Consider the following 20,255-nt stretch of genomic DNA (forward strand, 5'->3'; position numbering starts at 1 on the left):
CGATGACCATGACCGGCTTTTTCGATGCCCTCTCGCTGGCCCTGCGCGCGCTGCCGCGCGAAGCCGTCGTCGCCGCAATGGGCGTGCTCGGCCTGCTCGTGGGGAGCTTCCTCAACGTGGTCGTGCATCGCGTGCCGCGTATGCTCGAGACGCAATGGGCATGCGACGTCGCCGAGTGGGCCGGGCAGTTGCCGCCGGTGACCCCTGCCTTTCATCTCGCGTGGCCGCCGTCGCATTGTCTGCGTTGCGACGCGCGCATCGCTGCACGCCACAACGTTCCCGTATTCAGCTTCCTGTGGCTGCGCGGACGCTGTGTGCATTGCCGCGCAGGTATCTCCGTTCGCTATCCGTTTGTCGAACTGACCGCCGGCGCCATGTTCGCGGGCATCGCATGGGGTCTCGTGCCGTCGATGCAATACCTCACCCTGTTCGCGTGGTGCGGCTTCGGAGCGACGCTGCTGGCGCTCGCACTCATCGACCTCGACACCAGGCTGCTGCCCGACGTGCTCACGCTGCCGCTGCTCTGGGCGGGATTGCTGTGCAGTGTGGCGGGCCTCACGCTGCCGGTGGATGAGGCTGTGCTCGGTGCGGCACTCGGCTACGGCGTGATGTGGGCGATGGCTGCGGGCTTTCGCGCCGTCAGTGGCCGGGACGGGCTGGGCGGTGGCGACGCCAAACTGGTGGCCGCATGCGGCGCATGGCTCGGCTGGGTGGGCGTGCCGTTGATGCTGACGTTCGGCGCGCTGGCGGCCACGCTTGCGTTTGCTGCCCTCGCGATGTGGCGCGGCCGCGCGTTGCGCGAGCCGCTGCCGTTCGGGCCGTGGTTGAGTCTCGGCGCGATGGGGAGCGTCCTGTGGGGCGAGTCGTTCCTAAACCTGTGGCTCCGCGCGGGCCCCTAGGGGCACCGATGAAGCCATCGATGTCGCTTCGGCTTCTGCATGGGTGCCGGCAGGGGAAGACACCGGCGAGACCACGCGGACGTCGCCCGACACGCGTCCGAGCATCAGATCCGCAGCCTTCTCGCCGATCATCATCGAGGGGGCGTTGGTGTTGCCGCCAATGAGGGTCGGCATGATCGATGCGTCGACCACGCGCAGCCCTTCGACACCTCGCACACGCAGTTCCGGATCGACCACCGATGCTGAGTCACGCCCCATGCGGCAGGTGCCCACCGGGTGATAGATCGTGTCGGCGCGCGCGCGAATCAGCGCGGTGAGCGCTTCATCCGATTCGACGCCCCGGCTGTGCAATTCGCGTCCTCCGAACTTCGCAAGCGACGGCGCCGCAAGAATGCGTCGTATGACGCGCGCGCCGCGCAGCAATGTGTCGACGTCTTCCTGCGCTTGCAGGAATGCCGGGTCGATCAGCGGCGCGTCGCGCATGTCGGTCGACGCCAGCGTGACGCGTCCGCGACTCTTCGGACGCAGCACACAGGCGTGCAACGACAGGCCGCGAGGCAAATGCGGACGCCGGTTGTGATTGTCGCAAATGCCCACCAGAAAGTGCATCTGCAAGTCGGGTCGTGTGAGCGCCGGGTCGCTTTTCAGGAAGCCGCCTGCTTCGGCGACATTGCTGGCGAACAGCCCGCGCCGCTCGCGCAGGTAATCGACGCCCTGTGTGAGCAGATGCCACAGTCCGGCCGGCGTGTACCCGACCAGATCGCGATGTCCGACGTATTTGTTGATGATGAAGTCGATGTGATCCTGCAGGTTCTCACCCACGCCCGGCGCGTCGACGAGCACCGTCAATCCCTGCGCGCGGAGCTGCTGCGCCGGGCCGATGCCCGAACACATCAGCAGTTGCGGAGAATTGAATGCGCCGGCACTCAACACGACTTCCACGCGCGCCCGAATCGTTTCGAGCGTACCGCGCCGTTGCAGTTTGACGCCGGTCGCGCGCTTGCCCTCGAAGACGACGCGCTGCACGAGTGCGTCGGTGATGACGTGCAGATTTGCGCGAGACTTGCTGTGCAGATACGCACGCGCCGCGTTCCAGCGCTGCCCGTCCTTCTGTGTGACCTGATAGATGCCGGCGCCTTCGTAGTGCTCGCCATTGAAGTCGTCGGTGACCGGAAAACCCGCTTCGCGCGCGGCATCGACGTAATGCTGCGAGAACGGATTGACGGTGCGCAGATCGGCCACGTTAAGCGGACCGTCGCTGCCATGCCACGCGTTGGCGCCACGCTCGTTGTTCTCGTTGCGACGGAAATACGGGAGCACGTCGTCCCAGCCCCAGCCGGTACAACCGGCCTGTGCCCAGTCGTTGTAATCGTCCGGATGGCCGCGCGTGTAGATCATCGCGTTGATCGAACTCGATCCGCCGAGGCCACGCCCGCGCGGCTGATAACCCTGACGCCCCGCGAGTCCCGCCTGCGGCGTGGTGCGATAACCATAGTTGCGGCGCGAGCGAAACGGCACGAGCGCGGCGAGACCGAGCGGCAGCCGCACGAGAAAACTGTTGTCGGGCGGGCCCGCTTCGATGAGCGCAATCGTGCGCCCGGGCGCACCGTCAGCCAACCGCGCGGCCAGGGCGCAACCGGCCGACCCTCCGCCGACAATGACGTAGTCGTAGTCCATGCTGTCATCCTCCCTTGGATGGGCACTGCTCGAACTGCCTGTTGTTGACTTCTTGTTCGCGGTCTTCTGCTTATCGTTATGCGCGTGTCGCTGTCTCGTGTCACGCCGCGAGTGACCTTCTTTGTGGTGCACGTCCGAGGCGACGCGGTGACCCCTTCGCAGCGGCACTCATTGTAGGCAGACAAACCCTGTGCGCGGGGGCGAAGTGAAGCATTCCTCTAATTTCCGGGCGCAACCGGGTCTACCCGCTATGATGAAATGATGCACTTGGGTGACCGTCCGATAGCGGGCAGGGAGACACGGATGACTGAAGCCTGGCAGACCCACGACGTCACCAATCAGGTGCCGCCACTCGTCGACTACAACCTGTACGCGACCGACACCGCGCTGCAAGCTGCCGTGACGGCGTTCGACGCCGACTGGCACGCCAGGGAATTGCATCGTCAGGGGGCGCGTCTGGGCGAAGCCGAGGTGCAGGACTGGGCGCAGACGGCCAACCGTCACGAGCCCGAGCTGCAATCCTTCGATTCGCGAGGCAATCGCATCGACCACCTCGAATTCCATCCGGCGTGGCATGCGCTCCTGGGTTTGTTGCGCGGTGCACAACTGCAATCGCTGCCATGGGCGCATCCGCGGGGTGGCGTGATGGCGGCGCGTACGGCGTCGTATTTCCTGCATGCGCAGAACGAAGCGGGCGCGTTGTGTCCCACGACGATGACGTTTGCCAGCATTCCCGTGCTCGCGAGCGCGGCGCCCGCACTCTATGCGATGCTCAAGGACAAGTTGCTCGCGCCGGAACACGATCCGCGCGACGTGCCGCTTGCGCAGAAACACGCCATGCTCGTTGGCATGGGCATGACGGAGAAGCAGGGTGGCTCCGACGTGCGCACGAATACCACCGTCGCCACGGCGGCGGGCGGCGAGGCGTTCTCTCTCGTCGGTCACAAGTGGTTCTTCTCCGCGCCGCAATGCGACGCGCATCTGGTGCTCGCGCGCGATAGCGACACCGATGCCCTCTCGTGTTTCTTCGTCCCCCGATACCGACCCGACGGCAGCAAGAATGCCGTGCAGATCCAGCGCCTCAAGGACAAGCTCGGCAATCGCTCGAACGCGAGCAGCGAGGTGGAATTTCTCGGGGCATACGGCACGCGCGTCGGCGCCCCGGGGCGCGGCGTGCCGACGATCATCGAGATGGCGACGTACACACGGCTCGATTGTGTGATCGGCAGCGCGGCGATGATGCGCGCGGGTGTCGTGCAGGCGATTCATCACGCACGGCATCGCACAGCGTTCGGCGCGAAGCTTGTCGATCAGGACCTGATGACGACGGTGCTCGCCGACCTGGCGCTGGAGTCCGAAGCGGCGACGTGGCTCGCGATGCGGCTCGCGCGCGCGTTCGATGCGAGCGCCTCTGACGACGATTCGCCCGTCGAGCGCGCGTGGCGGCGCATCGTGCTGCCCGCAGCGAAGTTCTGGGTCTGCAAGCGTGCGCTCGAACTCGCGGGCGAGTGCATGGAGGTGTGGGGCGGCAACGGTTACGTCGAGACGGGGCCGCTGGCGCGGCTGTATCGCGAGGCACCCGTCAATTCGATCTGGGAAGGATCGGGCAACGTCATGTGTCTCGATGTGCTGCGCGCCATGAGCCGCGAGCCCGAGGTCGCGCAGCGCTGGTTCGAATGGCTCACCGAGCGCGTGGGATCGCACGCAGTACTGCGTGCGGCGCTCGCGCAGTTGCACGGCTGGCTGGCGGCCGATCCGACATCGCATGCGGTGCGTGCACGCGCCATCGCGCAACAGGTCGTGCTGCTGGCGCAAGCGGCCTTGTTGCTCGAACATGCGCCCTCGGAATTGGCGCATGGTTTCATCGAAAGCCGTTTCGGTATGACGGGCGGGCGGGTCTACGGCGTGATGCCGGACACGCTCGCGGTGGCGGCACAAAGAGCGTGGCTCGATCGGGCGTTTCTTGCCTGACGCTGCCGATACCGTTAGCACCGTTAGTACCGTTTGCACGCTTCGTTTTACGTATAACGACAACACGACATTCGACGCCAACGTGCGATGCGATCCGCATCGCGCGTGAGCGCAGGGAGGAGCAAGACATGGGCCACAACCACGAGATCGGCGGATTGCATGACGCTGCAGCAGCACCCGCATCGCCGATCGACGACGACATTGCACGCGCGTTGCTGTTGCCGCGTTTCGACGCGATGCGCCAGGCGCACGACGCCGCGCCGCACGTCGACTGGCCGACGCGCAAGCGCCATCTCCAGGCGTTGCAAGCGATGCTGCACAAGTATCGTGAACCGTTCGCACAAGCCATCGACGCGGATTTCAACGGACGCTGTGCCGAAGAGACGGACTTGCTCGAACTGTTCCCGTCGCACGGCAACCTGAAGCATGCGCTCGCCCACACACGAGGCTGGATGCGCGGCGAGCATGGCTGGGCGAATCTGTGGCTGCTGCCGGGGCGACGCGCCATCGTGCCGCAACCGCTGGGCGTCGTGGGCGTGATCGCCCCGTGGAACTATCCGGTGCTGCTCTCGGTGGGGCCGCTCACCGACGCGCTGGCGGCGGGCAATCGCGTGATGATCAAGGTTTCGGAGATCACGCCACGTTTCGCCGAAGTGTTCGCGTCGGCCGTGGCCGAGACGTTCCCGCCGGAATGGGTGACGGTCGTGATCGGCGACGCGCAGGTCGCACGCGCGTTCTCGACGCTGCCGTTCGATCATCTGCTGTTCACCGGGGCGACATCGATCGGCCATCACGTCATGCGCGCGGCGAGCGAGCACCTCACACCGGTGACGCTCGAACTCGGCGGCAAATCGCCTGCCATCATCGGCCCCGGTGCGCGCTGGGAGCACGCGGTGGAGCGCATCATGTTCGGCAAACTCGTCAATGCAGGGCAGACCTGTATCGCGCCCGACTACGTGCTCGTGCCACGCGAAAAGCTCGATGCTTTCGTGACGACGGCGCGGCAGGCAGCGGTGCGTCTCTATCCGAACGCGGTGGATAACCCGCAGTACACGAGCATCGTGTCGCCGCGTCACTTCGAGCGGCTCTCGGGGCTGGCGAGCGAAGCAACGGCGCAGGGGGCGACGGCGCATGCGCTCTTCGATACGCCGCCGCAAGCGGCTCGCCGCCGACTGCCGCCGGTGGTGCTGACGGGCGTGCACGACGGCATGCGGGTGATGCGCGAGGAGATCTTCGGACCGTTGCTGCCCGTGGTGCCCTACGACGATCTCGACTCGGCCATCGCCTATGTCAACGAGCGGCCGCATCCGCTGGCGCTGTACATGTTCGATACGGACAACGTGCGCATCGACCGGGTGGTGCAGAACACCTTGTCCGGCGGGGTGACCGTCAATGACACGCTGCTGCACGTGGGCGAGCACACACTGCCGTTCTCGGGCGTGGGGCCGTCGGGCATGGGCGGGTATCACGGCGAGGCGGGCTTCCGCACGTTCTCGAAGGAGAAGCCGATCTTCCGGCAGGCGCGCTGGAACGGCGCCGGACTGCTCAATCCGCCCTACGGCAAGCTGTTTGCGACGATGATCCGCCAGCTGTTGCGCTGACGCAGGCCGCCCCCGAGGCCGCCGCGCAAAACAAAACCCCCGCCGGGGTGACCCGGGCGGGGGTTTTGTCTTCGGCGATGACCGGTTCGCACCGGTCGTCGTCGTGAGTGTGCTACCTGAGTGGTAATCAGGCCACGGCGCGCAGACCGGCGTCGGCCAGCAGGGCGTCGGCGCGATCGGTGGCTTCCCACGAGAATTCCGGCTCTTCGCGGCCGAAGTGACCGTAGGCGGCCGTCTTCTCGTAGATCGGGCGCAGCAGATCGAGCATCTGGATGATGCCCTTCGGACGCAGGTCGAAGTGCTTCTCGACAAGCTCGGCGATGCGCTGATCGCTGATCTTGCCCGTGCCGAACGTATTGACCATGACCGACGTCGGACGCGCCACGCCGATGGCGTACGAGACCTGGATCACGCACTTCGATGCCAGACCGGCGGCCACGATGTTCTTCGCGACGTAGCGGCCGGCGTAGGCGGCCGAGCGGTCCACCTTCGACGGATCCTTGCCCGAGAACGCGCCACCGCCGTGCGGTGCGGCACCGCCGTACGTGTCGACGATGATCTTGCGGCCCGTGAGGCCGGCGTCGCCCTGCGGGCCACCGATCACGAAACGGCCGGTCGGGTTCACCAGGAACTTGATGTCGCCCTTGATCAGGTCGGCCGGCAGCACCGGCTTGATGACTTCTTCGATGACGGCTTCGCGCAGGGCTTCCAGCGCGATGTCCGGATGGTGCTGCGTCGAGAGCACGACCGTGTCGATGCTGTGCGGACGGCCGTTTTCGTACTTGATCGTGACCTGCGACTTGGCGTCCGGGCGCAGCCAGGGCAGACGGCCGTCGCGGCGCACCTGCGACTGGCGTTCCACCAGACGGTGCGACAGGTAGATCGGCAGCGGCATGAGTTCCGGCGTTTCGTCGCAGGCATAGCCGAACATCAGGCCCTGGTCGCCGGCACCCTGATCGAGGTTGTCGTCGTGGGCACGGTCCACGCCCTGGGCGATGTCCGGCGACTGGCGGTCGTAGGCGACCAGCACGGCGCAGCCCTTGTAGTCGATGCCGTAGTCGGTGTTGTCGTAGCCGATGCGGCGGATCGTGTCGCGCGCCACTTGCTGATAGTCGACGGTGGCGGTCGTGGTGATTTCACCTGCGAGCACGACGAGACCCGTGTTGCACAGCGTTTCCGCAGCAACACGCGCGTACTTGTCTTGCGTCAGGATGGCATCGAGAACCGCGTCCGAGATTTGGTCGGCGACCTTGTCCGGGTGGCCTTCGGAAACGGATTCGGAGGTAAAGAGATAGTCGTTCGCCACTTCTGGCTCCTCTAACGATTTTGGCGACTCACGTTGCCGTCATCGGAGGGGAAGCGGCGACGCTTTAGCGGAAAATTGGTCGAATTCGCTGCCCAAAAAGGGTGGCTCATTCGAATCGCCCCGCAAGTTGTCAGTTAACTCGGCGATGTCGCTTATTATACGCCCCTGAAGAAATCCTGCTTGCGACATGGCTACCACCACCAAGAAATCCCTCGGGTACTACCTCAGCGTCGGCTTGCTGCGCGGGCTGAACCTGCTGCCCTACAGCTGGGTGGCCCGCTTCGGCGCGGGCCTCGGCCACGTGCTTTACGCCATCCCCAGCTCGCGCAAACGCGTGGTGCATACCAACCTGCGCCTGTGTTTCCCCCATTGGGACGAGGCGACGCGCGAGCGCGTGGCCAAGGCGTCGTTCGTGCATGCGATTCGCAGCTACGCCGAGCGCAGCGTGCAATGGTTCGCCGACGGCAAGAAACTGGAGCGCCTCATCGAGCTTGATTCGGCCGTCGATCTGACCGATCCCGACATGCCGCCCACGATTCTGCTCGGCTTTCACTTCGTCGGCATCGAGGCGGCGTCGGTGTTCATCAATTACTCGCTGAAACGGCCGTGTGCGTCGCTCTACACGCCGATGTCGAATCCGGCCTTCGACGAGATGGCGCGCGAGCAGCGCGGCCGCTTCGACGCCGAAATGATGCCGCGCGGCGACAGCGCCCGCGACGTGCTGCGCATGTTCCGCAAGCGCAAGCCGGTGATGCTGGCCGCCGACATGGACTACGGCGCGCGCAATTCGACCTTCGTGCCGTTTTTCGGGGTCGAAACCTGCACGCTGACCTCGGTTTCGCGACTGGCCGAAGTTGGCCGCGCCCAGATCCTGCCGTTCATCGGCGAAGTGCTGCCGAACTACAAGGGCTATCGTCTGAAAGTGTTCCCGATCTGGGAGAACTACCCCAGCGGCGATCCGGTCGCCGACGCGCGCCGCATGAACGCCTTCCTGGAAGAACAGATCCTGAAGATGCCGGAGCAGTACTACTGGGTACACAAGCGCTTCAAGACGCGCCCCGAGGGCCAGCCGGGCGTGTATTGACGGTACCGGATGGGCGTCGACCTTCTCCACTACAATAGCGGCATGAAGCTCAAATTCACCAAGATGCAAGGCGCCGGTAACGACTTCGTCGTGATCGACGGCATCTCGCAGACCATCGATTTCACGCCCGAACAGTGGCGTGGCCTCGCCGACCGCCATTTTGGCGTCGGCGCGGATCAGCTGTTGCTCGTCGAACGCTCGACGCTGCCGGGCATCGACTTCCGCTACCGCATCTTCAACGCCGACGGCGGCGAAGTGGAACATTGCGGCAACGGCGCGCGCTGCTTCGTGAAGTTCGTGCGCGACGCGGGGCTGACCGACAAGCGCTCGGTGCGCGTCGAAGTCCAGCAGGGCGTGATTACGCTGACGATGCGCGAAGACGGGCAGGTCAGCGTGGATATGGGCGCCCCGATCCTCACGCCGTCGGATGTCCCGTTCGACGCCGCCGGGCTGGAAGGTCGCCGCGAGGGGGCCGACACGCTCTGGCCGCTGGACGTGGCAGGCAAGACGACGTGGATTTCCGTGGTCTCGATGGGTAACCCGCACGCCGTGCAGGTGGTGGAGAACGTCGATACGGCGCCGGTCGAGACGGACGGCCCGTTGATCGAGCGTCATGCGCGCTTCCCGCGTCGCGTGAACGCCGGTTTCCTGCAGGTGGTGTCGCCGCACGAGGCACGTTTGCGCGTGTACGAGCGCGGGGCCGGCGAGACGCTGGCCTGCGGCACCGGGGCATGTGCTGCGGCCGTGGCGGGCATCCGTCGCGGGCTGCTCAGCACGCCCGTGGCGATCGAGACGCATGGCGGCACGCTCACCATCGACTGGGACGGCACCACCGGCCCGGTCATCATGACGGGACCGGCCACCACGGTCTTCGAAGGCACGATCGAGATCTGACGCCACGCCGCTGGCGTGTACGATACCGGTTTCTGACAGATTCTGATTTAGCGACCCAGGCGGCCGCGGGCCATCCTTGTGCTCAGGGATAGCGTGCGGCAGTTGACGAACAGCAGACGGACACTCATGAACGACCGAGATATTGCGGAATACCTGATCGCGCATCCCGACTTCTTCGAGCGCCATGCCGAATTGCTGGCCGGCGTGCGGCTTACGAGCCCGCACGGCCAGCGTGCGGTGTCGCTGCAAGAGCGCCAGATCGAGATGCAGCGCGAGAAGACCAAGCAGATCGAGCGACGCCTCGCCGAACTGATGCGTTACGGCCACGAGAACGACGACATCTCGGCCAAGCTGCACCGCTGGACGCTCGGCCTGCTCGGCGAGCGCGATCCGCACGCCTTGCCCGACGCGATCGCCCGCGGCTTGCGCGACGTCTTCAACGTCCCTTACGCGGCCGTGCGCCTGTGGAGCGTGGCCGCGCCGTATCAGCCGGCCGAATTCGCCCGCAGCGTGAGCGAAGAGGTCAAGATTTTCGCGAACAGTCTCGTCACGCCGTACTGCGGCGCCAACACCGGCTTCGAGGCCGTGACGTGGCTGGGGGCGCCGAGCGATCCGGCGTCGGTGGCGCTGCTCGCGCTGCGCGACCCGCAGGTGAGCGACGGACCGGTCTTCGGCCTGCTCGTGATGGGCTCGGAAGACGCCCGCCGATTCCACGAAGGCATGGCGACCGATTTCCTGACGCAGATCGGCGAGCTGGCCGGGGCGGCGCTCGGCAAGCTGCGCGCCAACGACTGATGGCAACCCGGCAGGCGGCGTCCGGCAAGGCGAAAGCCCGCACGCCGGGCGGTGCTGCGGCATCCGCTGCCGCCGACGCTGCGCCGGAAGCGCCGGAACTGCCGCTCGAGCCGGGCATCCGCGCCTACCTCACCTCATTGGCCAGCGAGCGCAAGCTCGCCGGTCTCACCCTCGAGAACTACACGCGAGACCTGCGTCAGTTGCAGCGTCTCGCACGCGGGCGCACGCTCGAATCGCTGCAGCACGGCGACATTCGTCGCTTCGTCATGCAGCTGCACAGCGAGGGGCTCGTCGGCCGTTCCATCGCTCGCAAGCTCTCCGCCTGGCGCGGCTACTTCGCGTGGCTCGCCCAGCGCACGCCGCTCGTGGCCAACCCCGTCGAGGGCGTACGCGCGCCGAAGCAACCCAAGCCGCTGCCCAAAGCACTGTCGCCCGATCAGGCATCGGCACTCGTCGAGTTCGAATCCGGCACATCGGCCGAGGCCGTTCGCAACCGGGCGATGTTCGAATTGCTGTACTCGTCGGGCTTGCGTCTGTCGGAACTCACGAGCCTGGACCACCGCTATGTCGAGGCCGACGGCTACCGTTCCGTAAGTTGGCTCGACTTGCCGGAACGCGAAGTGGTCGTGACCGGCAAGGGCAACAAGCGGCGTCGCGTACCGGTCGGCGAGAAGGCCGCGCAGGCACTGGCGCACTGGCTGGAGATGCGTGCGCCGTTGGCGACGGCCGAGCCGCACGCGCTCTTCCTGTCGGCGCGCGGCAAACGCATCGGCGCGCGCGCGGTGCAACAGGGGCTGGCGCATCACGCGCTGTCGGCCGGCCTGCCGACGCACGTCCATCCGCACATGTTGCGTCACTCGTTCGCCACGCACGTGCTGCAATCGTCCGGCGATCTGCGCGCGGTGCAGGAGATGCTCGGTCACAGCAACATTTCGACGACGCAGATCTATACCAAGCTCGATTTCCAGCATCTCGCGAAGGTCTACGATCAGGCGCACCCGCGTTCACGCAAGAAGCCCTGAGGCAATGCGCGGTGCGTGCCTGGGGGGTAATGGCCGAAATGCGACGCGGGGCGTCAACCCATGCGCAAGTTTTGAGCACCGCCGGCGCCATCCGGCATTGCGCGGTGCCGCCGGGGTGTCCGTCCGAGTCGGTGTAGAATCGCGTCCTTCCCCAGCAAGTCCCGAAGGCTGTCCGCGTGCCGGACATCGCCTGTTGATGGCGCCATCGCCGGACTTGCCGCCATTCCGAATGCAACCGTTGGTCCGTCCCGCATGAATACCTTGACCCTCAAGCCCGGCAAAGAAAAGTCCTTGCTGCGCCGTCACCCCTGGATTTACGCCACCGCCGTGGCGAATGTGGACGGCAAGCCGACTTCCGGCGCCACGGTCGTGGTGCGTGCCGCCGACGGTCGCTTCCTCGCACGCGCGGCCTTCAGCCCGGTCTCGGCCATCCGCGCCCGCGTGTGGACGTTCGACGAAAACGAGCCGGTCGATCACGCGTTCTTCAAGCGTCGCGTGTCTGCAGCGCTCGCCTACCGCGAGCAGATGGTGCGCGACACCGGTGCCACGCGTCTGATCTTCGGTGAGGCCGACGGCCTGCCGGGACTGATCGTCGACCGCTACCAGTCCGCACCGGGCGAGCCGCAGAGCGACCAGCTCGTGTGCCAGTTCATGGCGGCCGGGGTGGAAGCATGGAAAGACGCCATCGTGAAGGCGCTGGTCGGCGCGACGGGCTGCCCCAACGTGTATGAGCGTTCGGACGCCGCCGTGCGCGAGCGCGAAGGCCTGCCGAGCATTACCGGCGTACTGGCCGGCGCCGAGCCGCCCGAAGCCCCGGAATCGCTGACCACGCACGAGTGCGGCGTGAAGTACTACGTCGACGTGCGCAACGGGCACAAGACCGGCTTCTACGTCGATCAACGCGACAACCGGTTGCTGGTGCAGCAACAGGCCAGGGGCCGCGACGTGCTGAATTGCTTCTGCTACACCGGCGGTTTTTCGCTGGCGGCGCTCGCCGGCGGCGCGCAGAGCGTGCTGTCGATCGATTCGTCGGGCGATGCGCTGGCCATCGGGGCGCGCAACGTGGAACTCAACGGCTTCGATGCGGCCCGTGCCGAGTGGCGCGATGCCGACGTCTTCAAGACACTGCGCGCCCTGCGCGAAGAAGGCCGGATGTTCGACCTGATCGTGCTCGACCCGCCCAAGTTCGCACCGTCGGCCCATCACGTCGATCGTGCGGCGCGGGCGTACAAGGACATCAACATGGCAGGCTTCAAGCTGCTGCGCCCGGGCGGTCAGTTGCTGACGTACTCGTGCTCGGGGGCGATCGATGCCGCCCTGTTCCAGAAGATCGTGGCGGGCGCGGCCGTCGACGCCGCTGTCGATGCGCGTATTCTGCGTCGCCTCTCGGCCGGCATGGATCATCCGATGCTTACGCAATTCCCCGAAGGCGAATACCTCAAGGGGCTTTGGTTGCAGCGGATGTAAGCACTTGCTTTTTTGGTCCGGGTGACGTCAACCCAACGTCAACGCCACCACGCCCAACGCAATCAGCACGGCACCGCCCACGCGGCGGTGCATCTCGCCCTCTCCCAGCAGCCGCACGCCGAGCAGCGCGGCGATCATCATCGACATCTCCCGGGCGGGGGCAACGTGCGACACCGGCGCGTACTGGAGCGCGGTCAGGATCAGGAAGTACGACATCGGCGAGATCAGCGAAATCAGCACGATCTTGCGCCAGTTCGCCTGCCAGAGCATCGCCATGCGGCCCGGACGCGCACAGGCCATCGGCGCGGAAAGCACCACGCGCAGCACGTTCTCCAGGTAGTAATAGACCAGCGGGGCGAGCAGCAGCGTGCGAACGGCATACGCGTCGGCCAGCGTGTACGCGGCGATGAAGCCCCCTGTCAGTACGCCCCAGCCCGCACCGGCGTGCATGCTGCCGCGACGGAACAGGCGCTCGCCCCCGGCAATCACCAGCACACCGACCACCACCAGCCCGATGCCCACGAGGGCAAGCCAGCCCGGTCGCTCCCCGAGCAGCACGATGGCGCCCAGCGACGAGAGCAATGGCCCGGTGCCGCGCGCGAGCGGGTACACCACCGACAGGTCGCCCACGCGGTAGCCGCGCTGCAACACCAGTGTGTAGCCATAGTGCAGCAGGGCGCTCAACGTAATGACGCCCCAGCCGAGCGCCGTCGGCCAGTGGGCTTCCGAGCCGATCAGGAAATACAGCGCGAGCGGCGTGTACAGCACGACCGTGAGCAGGGCGTAAAGGAAAACGAGCTGCGGACCGCCGCCTTCGCTGGTATCGATGCGTTTGGCGAGAAAATTCCAGGTGGCGTGAAGGAATGCGGCGGTGACGACGAGGGCGAGAGCGGTGAGCGACATGGCGGCGGGCGTTTTTTGTGACAATTGTATGACGCATTACCTGCGCACTTCCGGTCACGTTTTGCCGAAATTGTCGTCATCTGCCCCGGAAATGGTCGCGACGGTCGTTTTTGCAACTCGGTTGCAGCGCTCGCGGGGCTGTGCTTAAATCGATTCATGAGCCTTACTCAACTACAACCGTATCTGGAAGCCGCCCGCGCGAGCTTGCAGGAGCAATCGGGCCGCGTGACTTCGGGGCGTGTACGTGTGTTGGCGCTGCTGCTCAAAGCTGGCCGCCCACTCACCCATCAGGAAGTGCTGGCCGACCTGGCCACCGACGCCGATCCGCTCGACCGCGTGACAGCCTACCGCGTACTCGACTGGCTGGTCGCCCAGGGCTGGGCCATCAAGCAGGCGGGCGACGACCGGATCTTCCGCTTTGTCATGGCCGAGCACGTCGATCCGCAACGTGCCGCCTCTCCTCGTCCGCATACGCAACACGGTCATTTCCGTTGTGTACGCTGCCACCGAACGTTCTGTCTTGACGATTGGCCCCAGCATCCCCAACTGAGTGAGCGCGAACTCAAGCGCCTGCCCAAGGGATTCGTGGGCGAACAGGTCGAGCTGCTCATTCACGGCACTTGCGCCCAGTGCGCGGGCGCCCCCAACTGACGCGTTCCCTGCCGGTTTCCGTCACCTCGGGTACAGTGGGCGACATTCCGGCGGTATTGGCGACGCCGCATTACAACAGGACATTGCATTCATGACTCCCGTCACTATCCTGACCGGCTTTCTCGGCAGTGGTAAGACCACGCTTCTCAAGCGCATCCTGACCGAAGCGCACGGCATGAAGATTGCCGTCATCGAAAACGAATTCGGTGAAGAGAACATCGACAACGACATCCTCGTGCAGGACAACGCCGAGCAGATCGTGCAGATGAGCAACGGCTGCATCTGCTGCACGATTCGTGGCGATCTGGTGCAGGCGCTCTCGGATCTGAACAGCCAGCGCGACGCGGGCACGATCCAGTTCGACCGCGTGGTCATCGAGACCACCGGCCTGGCCAACCCTGGCCCGGTGGCGCAGACCTTCTTCATCGACGACGAAGTGGCCGACACCTATCGCCTGGACGCCATCATTACGCTGGTCGACGCCAAGCACGGCCAGCAACAGCTCGACCAGCACGAGGTGGTGCAGCGCCAGGTCGGGTTTGCCGACCGCCTGTTCATCACCAAAGCCGATCTGATCACGCCCGAGGCGCTCGACGACCTCAAGCATCGCCTCGCGCACATGAATCCGCGCGCGCCGCAGCAGGTGGTCGACTTCGGTCAGGCGGATCTGAAGGAAATCTTCGATATCCACGGCTTCAATCTGAACGACAAGCTCGATATCGACCCGGATTTCCTCGCGGCCGACGAGCACGCGCACGATCACGACCACCACGACCATGACCACGATCACGCCGGTTGCGATCACGATCATGGCCAGTGTGCCCACGAGGGGCACGACCACGGGCACCACCACCATCACGCACATCACGACGACGCCATCAAGTCGTTCGTCTTCCGCAGCGAGAAGCAATTCGATCCCGCCAAGCTGGAGGATTTCCTGGGGAGCATCCTGCAGGTGTACGGCGAACGCTTATTGCGTTATAAAGGCGTATTAAACATGCGTGGCATCGACCGCCGGGTCGTGTTCCAGGGCGTGCACCAGATGATGGGCAGCGACGTGGGCACGAAATGGCAACCCGGTGAGACGCCGAATACCAAGATGGTGTTCATTGGCGCCGAGCTGCCGAAAGACATCATCCTGCAAGGGCTGGAACGCTGTCTGGTCTGAGCGGGACTGCCGAATCGGGCAACGGGAAACCCCTTAACCGGGGCTGTCGAACGATTCGGTTACAATACCTGCCCACTGGGGCTGCCGCCAGCGAGCTGACGCGGCATTCCGGAGGGTAGGCAGGGGAGCACCGTCATGGCCACCGCCTCTCGCAAGACAGCCACCGCAAGCCCCACGCGCCGGTCGGAACCGGCGCCGGATGCGGGCGCCAAGCGTGCTCCAGCAGGCAAATCGAAGACGGGCGAAAAGGCCGCCGCCAGGAAGGGGGCGCCCAAATCGTCCGGCAGGAACGTAACCCAAGAAGCCGCCCGCGGCATCGCCGGTAAGCAAGACGCCCCACCCGCTGCAGGGGCGTCGCCGGACTATCCGAAAGAGACGCCACAAAAACCCATGAGCAAGAAAAGACTTTTGACCGAGGCCGAAATTCTGAAGATGGGCGAGAAGGACTACATGAATGAAGAACAACTCGCCTTCTTCAAGGATCGTCTGGAAAATCTGCAAGCTGAAATTCTGCGCAATGCCGGTCAGACGACCGAAAACCTGCGCGAAACCGTTGTCGTGCCGGACCCGGCCGACCGCGCTACGATCGAAGAGGAACACGCGCTCGAGCTGCGCACCCGCGATCGCGAACGTAAGCTGCTGAAGAAGGTGCAGCAGTCGCTCGCCCGTATCGATTCGGGTGAGTACGGCTGGTGCGAGGAAACCGGTGAGCCGATCGGCGTGCCGCGTCTGCTCGCGCGCCCGACGGCCACCCTGTCGCTCGAAGCGCAGGAACGCCGCGAACTGCGCCAGAAGTTGTTCGGCGACTGATCCGCATCGCGCAATCCGGCCCTCGCCGCGCGGTGGCGGCGGGTCCCTCGGCTTGCAAAAGGCATGTCATTGCGACATGCCTTTTTTGTTGTCTTTTTTGACGCGAACCGACGGGCGACGGCCTTCCCGTCGCGAACTGTGGTTCGCATGCAACGCGCGGTAAGGCTCGCGACACGCCGTGGTTTATGGCAGAATTGCAACTCAGTTGCAAATTCGTTCAGCCATGCCTTTCATCGAAACTGTTTCCCGCCTCTGGTGTGCGCGCGTGCGCATGCCTGTCGGCCGTGGGCGCAGCGCGTGGATCGCATGGCTCATCGTGGCCCTCGTCTGTGTGCAGATGTGGGGCCTGCAGCACGAGATCGTGCATGCGCGCGGGCTGGCCGGTGTCGTCGATGTCATCAACCAGGACCGCGCGGCAATCGCCGGTGACGGCACATCCGCTGCCGCCGGTTCGGGTGCGACGACGTTGTCTTCCGATACCGTCGATTCGGATGACGATGCGTTCGCCCTGGCGGCCAACGAGTCCGGGCAACCCGGCACTTCGGCCTACGCGTCGCACTTCGGCTTCGGCGGCCATCATCATCATTGCCATCTGTTCGAAGGGGCCACGCTGGCGGCGGCGATCGCTGTCGCGGTGCTGGTCTGGGGCGGTGCGACCGCCAGGACGGAAGCGCCGTTACGCACTACCGGCAGAAGTCATGCCAGCGTGCTTCAACTGCCGTTCGACTCGCGCGCCCCGCCCGTCGCGGTCTGATCCCACGTGCCGCGCGCACGACAATCCGCGCGAATCCCTGCCGAAAATTGCACCGACCTTCGTGGCCTGATCGCCTGCGAGGGCGGGCTATCGCTACGCATTTGTTTGCCTCCGGGGGCGCGAACGCGGGCAGGCATTCGTTCGCCCCGCATGACGGGGCTCCGGGAACCGGCTGACGGTGTCCCGCCCAGATCCAATAGAACACAGACCGACATGGCTATTCCTTCCTCGCACGCCGCGCGTCAGCGCGCGGTGCCCTCGCTCGCCGCTACCGCCAACGTTCGCACTCGCCGTGGCTTGCCTCGTTTGGCGCCGCTGTCACTCGCCGCAACGCTCTCCTTCGGCGCGTTGGGCGCCCATGCCGCAGATGCCGCGCCAGCCGCCGATACGGTCGCAGCCCCGGCAGCAGTTGCCGCGCCAGCAGTCTCGATCGCGCCCGCCGCCACGCCGGAAGCCGCACTCCCCGCGACGTTCGTCACCGGCAACCCGCTCGGACGCGCCATCGCCGATCTGGCCGCGCCGGTCACCGAACTCGACGGCAAGGCACTGGCGTTGCGCCGTGCCGGCACGTTGGGTGAAACGCTCGACGGCCTGCCCGGCGTTTCGTCCACGTCGTACGGCCCGAACGTGAGCCGGCCGATCATTCGCGGTCTCGACGGCGACCGCATCCGTGTGCTGCAAAACGGCACCGCCTCGCTCGATGCCTCATCGTTGTCCTACGACCACGCCGTAGCGCAGGACCCGTTGTCGATCGAACGCATCGAAATCGTGCGCGGCCCGGCGGCGCTGCTTTACGGCGGCAACGCGGTCGGTGGCGTGGTCAACACCATCGACAATCGCATTCCGCGCGAATCGCTCACCGGCATTTCCGGCGCGACGGACTTCAGCTACGGTGGCGCGAATCGTGAGCGCGCCGGTGCGGCACAACTGGAATTCGGCAACGGCCAGTTCGCGTTCCACGTCGACGGCTTCGCGCGCAAAAGCGCCGACCTGCGTATTCCGGGCTTCGCGCATTCCGCGCAGCAACGCGCCCTCGACGGCGAAGATGCGCCGCAAGCCTCCGGCACGCTGCCCAATAGCGACGGGCAGGTGAGCGGCGCGGCCGCCGGGGCGTCGTGGACGTGGGCCGACGGTTATGCCGGTCTGTCCTACTCCGGTTACGACTCCGACTACGGCACCGTCGCGGAGCAGAGCACGCGCATCCGCCTGCGACAGCAGCGTCTGGCGCTCGCGAGCGAAGTGCGCAATCTGAGCGGTCCGTTCACGGCCTTCAAGTTCGACTTCGGCTACACCGACTACGAACACAAGGAAATCGAGAACGGCGAGACGGGCACGACGTTCAAGAATCACGGCTATGAAGGCCGCATCGAAGCGCGTCACGCAAAGATCGGCCCGCTCGAAGGTGCGGTCGGCGTGCAGTTCTCGCAGAACACCTTCTCCGCGCTTGGCGAAGAGGCGTTCGTGCCCAAGAGCGACACCACCAACGTGGCGCTGTTCGCCCTCGAAGAGTGGGCTGTCAATCAGGCCGTGAAGCTGTCGTTCGGCGCACGCATCGAGCATTCGAGCGTGAAGCCGTATGCCGGTGGCAATGAGCGTTTCGACAACCTGCCGTCGCGCAACTTCACGCCGGGCAGCGTGTCCGCCGGGGTCGTGTTTGCGCTGGCCCCCGCATGGTCGGTGGCGGTGAACACGTCGTACACCGAGCGTGCGCCCACGTTCTACGAGCTATATGCCAACGGCCCGCATCTGGCGACCGGCGTGTGGGAGATCGGCAATCCGCAGGCGCAATTGGAGAAAGCGTTCTCGACCGACGTCTCGCTGCGTTACCAGGACGGCCCGAACAAGGGCAGCGTGGGATTGTTCTACAGCCGCTTCTCGAACTTCATTGCGCTGAACAACACCGGCCGCACCGAAGCCCTCGACGACGACACGATTCCCGTCTACCAATACGCGGGCGTACCCGCCGATCTCTACGGCGTGGAAGCCGAGGGCCGCGCGCGCGTGTGGCAGGGCTACGGCAATCTCGACGTCGAACTGCGCGGCGACTACACGGTCGGCCGCAACCGCGACACGGGCGAGCCGCTGCCGCGCATCGCGCCGCTGCGTCTGACCGGTGCGCTCGTGTACGGCCTGGGTCACTGGGGGGCGCGCCTCGAAGTGGTGCATGCGAGCAACCAGGGCCGCGTGCCGACCAACGATCTGACGACGAGCGGTTACACCACACTCGGCGCCGCGCTCACGTATCAGTTCAAGGCGGGTGGCGCGCAATGGCTCGCGTATCTGAAGGGCGAGAACCTGACCAATCAGGAAGTGCGCCTGGCGAGCTCGGTGCTGCGCGACATTGCGCCGCAGGGTGGACGTTCGGTACGCGTGGGGTTGCGCACCACGTTCTGAGCGGCACCGCGCCGCAACATCGAGGCAAATTCCGAGAAATTTCCTCGCAGCAAGGGTGACGCGCGGTGCAACGCCGCGCGAATCCTGCGATCCATGACGTCGCCTGTCGATCGGGACAGTGTCGGCGTGGTGCCCGGCGGCGGTGCTCGCGCATCGCCGTCGACGCCTCTTGATATTCCTTCGATTGCCCTAAACTACAGTCACGTCTCGCCCGGTCCGGGGGTGTCGTCACAGTCGTGCGACGCGCCGGGGCGTCGGGCCAATCGTTACGGGGCGAACGTTGCCCCTCGAAAAGGAACAGGCATGGAGCAATATCACGGCACCACCATCGTCTCTGTCCGGCGCGGCGATCAGGTCGCGCTCGGCGGCGACGGACAGGTCACGCTCGGCAACATCGTGATGAAGGGCACGGCACGCAAGGTACGTACGATCTATGACGGCAAGGTCATGGTCGGCTTTGCCGGTGCGACGGCCGACGCGTTTTCGTTGCTCGACCGTTTCGAAGCCAAGCTCCAGAAGCACCAGGGGCATTTGACGCGCTCGGCCGTCGAGTTGGCCAAGGACTGGCGTACCGACCGCATGCTGCGTCGGCTCGAGGCGATGATGATTGTTGCCGATGCCGAGACCACGCTGGTCATCACCGGCAATGGTGACGTACTCGATCCGGAAGGCGGCGTGGCCGCGATCGGTTCGGGCGGCTCGTACGCGCAGGCGGCGGCGCGTGCGCTGGTCGAGAACACCGAGCTCACGCCGGCCGAAATCGTCAAGAAGGCGCTGACGATCGCGGGCGAAATGTGCATCTACACGAACGGCAATCACATCATCGAATCGCTGCCGCCGAAGGCTGCGAAGTAATGAC

Annotated in this window: 17 protein-coding genes; 14 read left to right on the top strand and 3 right to left on the bottom strand. The window is 65.5% G+C overall.

Going from position 1 to position 20,255, the window contains the following annotated elements:
* Window positions 1-8 precede the first annotated feature (8 nt).
* Window positions 9-899, top strand: a complete 891-nt coding sequence (locus tag ABWO90_RS18630; protein WP_353192713.1) for a prepilin peptidase — start codon at window positions 9-11, stop codon at window positions 897-899.
* Here ABWO90_RS18630 and ABWO90_RS18635 read toward each other — a convergent pair.
* The gene (locus tag ABWO90_RS18635; RefSeq protein ID WP_353192714.1) at window positions 870-2,576 is read right to left on the bottom strand and encodes a GMC family oxidoreductase; all 1,707 of its coding nucleotides are present in this window, start codon (window positions 2,574-2,576) and stop codon (window positions 870-872) included. The two genes, ABWO90_RS18630 and ABWO90_RS18635, sit on opposite strands and share 30 nt — an antisense overlap.
* A 303-nt stretch (window positions 2,577-2,879) precedes the next feature.
* On the opposite strand from ABWO90_RS18635, the gene ABWO90_RS18640 reads away from it, so the two are divergent.
* Window positions 2,880-4,547, top strand: a complete 1,668-nt coding sequence (locus ABWO90_RS18640; protein ID WP_353192715.1) for an isovaleryl-CoA dehydrogenase — start codon at window positions 2,880-2,882, stop codon at window positions 4,545-4,547.
* Between the two features lie 236 nt (window positions 4,548-4,783).
* Window positions 4,784-6,148: a coniferyl aldehyde dehydrogenase gene (locus ABWO90_RS18645; RefSeq protein WP_353192767.1), complete on the top strand. Its 1,365-nt coding sequence runs from the start codon at window positions 4,784-4,786 to the stop codon at window positions 6,146-6,148.
* Between the two features lie 127 nt (window positions 6,149-6,275).
* On the opposite strand, the gene metK is transcribed toward ABWO90_RS18645, so the two are convergent.
* Window positions 6,276-7,454: a methionine adenosyltransferase gene (metK, locus tag ABWO90_RS18650; protein ID WP_353192716.1), complete on the bottom strand. Its 1,179-nt coding sequence runs from the start codon at window positions 7,452-7,454 to the stop codon at window positions 6,276-6,278.
* 187 nt (window positions 7,455-7,641) lie between these two features.
* On the opposite strand from metK, the gene ABWO90_RS18655 reads away from it, so the two are divergent.
* The 5 genes from ABWO90_RS18655 (at window position 7,642) to ABWO90_RS18675 (ending at window position 12,716) form a co-directional block, all read left to right on the top strand.
* Window positions 7,642-8,538, top strand: a complete 897-nt coding sequence (locus ABWO90_RS18655) for a lipid A biosynthesis lauroyl acyltransferase (RefSeq protein WP_353192717.1) — start codon at window positions 7,642-7,644, stop codon at window positions 8,536-8,538.
* 42 nt (window positions 8,539-8,580) lie between these two features.
* Window positions 8,581-9,432 (top strand): diaminopimelate epimerase, encoded by an 852-nt coding sequence (dapF, locus tag ABWO90_RS18660; protein ID WP_353192718.1) that lies wholly within the window; start codon window positions 8,581-8,583, stop codon window positions 9,430-9,432.
* Between the two features lie 126 nt (window positions 9,433-9,558).
* The gene (locus tag ABWO90_RS18665; protein WP_353192719.1) at window positions 9,559-10,227 is read left to right on the top strand and encodes a DUF484 family protein; all 669 of its coding nucleotides are present in this window, start codon (window positions 9,559-9,561) and stop codon (window positions 10,225-10,227) included.
* Entirely contained in the window at window positions 10,227-11,249 is a 1,023-nt protein-coding gene (xerC, locus tag ABWO90_RS18670) for a tyrosine recombinase XerC (RefSeq protein WP_353192720.1), read from the top strand. Before ABWO90_RS18665 ends, xerC begins: the two co-directional genes overlap by 1 nt.
* A 252-nt stretch (window positions 11,250-11,501) precedes the next feature.
* Window positions 11,502-12,716 carry a class I SAM-dependent rRNA methyltransferase gene (locus ABWO90_RS18675; RefSeq protein WP_353192721.1) on the top strand — a complete coding sequence of 405 codons (1,215 nt, stop codon included), beginning with the start codon at window positions 11,502-11,504 and terminating at the stop codon, window positions 12,714-12,716.
* A gap of 27 nt (window positions 12,717-12,743) precedes the next feature.
* On the opposite strand, the gene ABWO90_RS18680 is transcribed toward ABWO90_RS18675, so the two are convergent.
* Window positions 12,744-13,619 carry an EamA family transporter gene (locus ABWO90_RS18680; RefSeq protein ID WP_353192722.1) on the bottom strand — a complete coding sequence of 292 codons (876 nt, stop codon included), beginning with the start codon at window positions 13,617-13,619 and terminating at the stop codon, window positions 12,744-12,746.
* A 156-nt stretch (window positions 13,620-13,775) separates the two neighbouring features.
* Here ABWO90_RS18680 and ABWO90_RS18685 point away from each other — a divergent pair, with 156 nt between their 5' ends.
* The 6 genes from ABWO90_RS18685 to hslV all read left to right on the top strand — a co-directional run bounded on the left by ABWO90_RS18685 (window position 13,776) and on the right by hslV (window position 20,251).
* On the top strand, window positions 13,776-14,270 hold the full coding sequence (locus tag ABWO90_RS18685) for a Fur family transcriptional regulator (RefSeq protein WP_150566077.1): 495 nt from the start codon (window positions 13,776-13,778) through the stop codon (window positions 14,268-14,270).
* A 91-nt stretch (window positions 14,271-14,361) separates the two neighbouring features.
* Window positions 14,362-15,438, top strand: coding sequence for a CobW family GTP-binding protein (locus ABWO90_RS18690; protein ID WP_353192723.1), 1,077 nt, complete (start codon window positions 14,362-14,364; stop codon window positions 15,436-15,438).
* 390 nt (window positions 15,439-15,828) lie between these two features.
* Window positions 15,829-16,248: an RNA polymerase-binding protein DksA gene (gene dksA, locus ABWO90_RS18695; RefSeq protein WP_353192768.1), complete on the top strand. Its 420-nt coding sequence runs from the start codon at window positions 15,829-15,831 to the stop codon at window positions 16,246-16,248.
* A gap of 223 nt (window positions 16,249-16,471) precedes the next feature.
* Window positions 16,472-17,002: a hypothetical protein gene (locus ABWO90_RS18700; protein WP_353192724.1), complete on the top strand. Its 531-nt coding sequence runs from the start codon at window positions 16,472-16,474 to the stop codon at window positions 17,000-17,002.
* Between the two features lie 213 nt (window positions 17,003-17,215).
* Window positions 17,216-19,396, top strand: a complete 2,181-nt coding sequence (locus tag ABWO90_RS18705; protein ID WP_353192725.1) for a TonB-dependent receptor — start codon at window positions 17,216-17,218, stop codon at window positions 19,394-19,396.
* A 303-nt stretch (window positions 19,397-19,699) separates the two neighbouring features.
* Complete coding sequence (hslV, locus tag ABWO90_RS18710; RefSeq protein WP_023598076.1) at window positions 19,700-20,251, top strand: ATP-dependent protease subunit HslV; 552 nt, start codon at window positions 19,700-19,702, stop codon at window positions 20,249-20,251.
* The last annotated feature ends 4 nt before the right edge of the window (window positions 20,252-20,255 follow it).

Origin of the sequence: Pandoraea pnomenusa (assembly GCF_040391475.1) — a bacterium.
GTDB lineage: Bacteria > Pseudomonadota > Gammaproteobacteria > Burkholderiales > Burkholderiaceae > Pandoraea > Pandoraea pnomenusa_C.

Coding starts and splice junctions, on each gene's coding strand:
- ABWO90_RS18640 (WP_353192715.1), top strand. CDS start 2,880: ATGACTGAAGCCTGGCAGACCCACGACGTCACCAATCAGGTGCCGCCA.
- xerC (WP_353192720.1), top strand. CDS start 10,227: ATGGCAACCCGGCAGGCGGCGTCCGGCAAGGCGAAAGCCCGCACGCCG.
- ABWO90_RS18645 (WP_353192767.1), top strand. CDS start 4,784: ATGCGCCAGGCGCACGACGCCGCGCCGCACGTCGACTGGCCGACGCGC.
- ABWO90_RS18665 (WP_353192719.1), top strand. CDS start 9,559: ATGAACGACCGAGATATTGCGGAATACCTGATCGCGCATCCCGACTTC.
- ABWO90_RS18635 (WP_353192714.1), bottom strand. CDS start 2,576: ATGGACTACGACTACGTCATTGTCGGCGGAGGGTCGGCCGGTTGCGCC.
- ABWO90_RS18680 (WP_353192722.1), bottom strand. CDS start 13,619: ATGTCGCTCACCGCTCTCGCCCTCGTCGTCACCGCCGCATTCCTTCAC.
- ABWO90_RS18685 (WP_150566077.1), top strand. CDS start 13,776: ATGAGCCTTACTCAACTACAACCGTATCTGGAAGCCGCCCGCGCGAGC.
- ABWO90_RS18655 (WP_353192717.1), top strand. CDS start 7,642: ATGGCTACCACCACCAAGAAATCCCTCGGGTACTACCTCAGCGTCGGC.
- ABWO90_RS18630 (WP_353192713.1), top strand. CDS start 9: ATGACCGGCTTTTTCGATGCCCTCTCGCTGGCCCTGCGCGCGCTGCCG.
- dksA (WP_353192768.1), top strand. CDS start 15,829: ATGAGCAAGAAAAGACTTTTGACCGAGGCCGAAATTCTGAAGATGGGC.
- hslV (WP_023598076.1), top strand. CDS start 19,700: ATGGAGCAATATCACGGCACCACCATCGTCTCTGTCCGGCGCGGCGAT.
- ABWO90_RS18700 (WP_353192724.1), top strand. CDS start 16,472: ATGCCTTTCATCGAAACTGTTTCCCGCCTCTGGTGTGCGCGCGTGCGC.
- ABWO90_RS18705 (WP_353192725.1), top strand. CDS start 17,216: ATGGCTATTCCTTCCTCGCACGCCGCGCGTCAGCGCGCGGTGCCCTCG.
- ABWO90_RS18690 (WP_353192723.1), top strand. CDS start 14,362: ATGACTCCCGTCACTATCCTGACCGGCTTTCTCGGCAGTGGTAAGACC.
- ABWO90_RS18675 (WP_353192721.1), top strand. CDS start 11,502: ATGAATACCTTGACCCTCAAGCCCGGCAAAGAAAAGTCCTTGCTGCGC.
- dapF (WP_353192718.1), top strand. CDS start 8,581: ATGAAGCTCAAATTCACCAAGATGCAAGGCGCCGGTAACGACTTCGTC.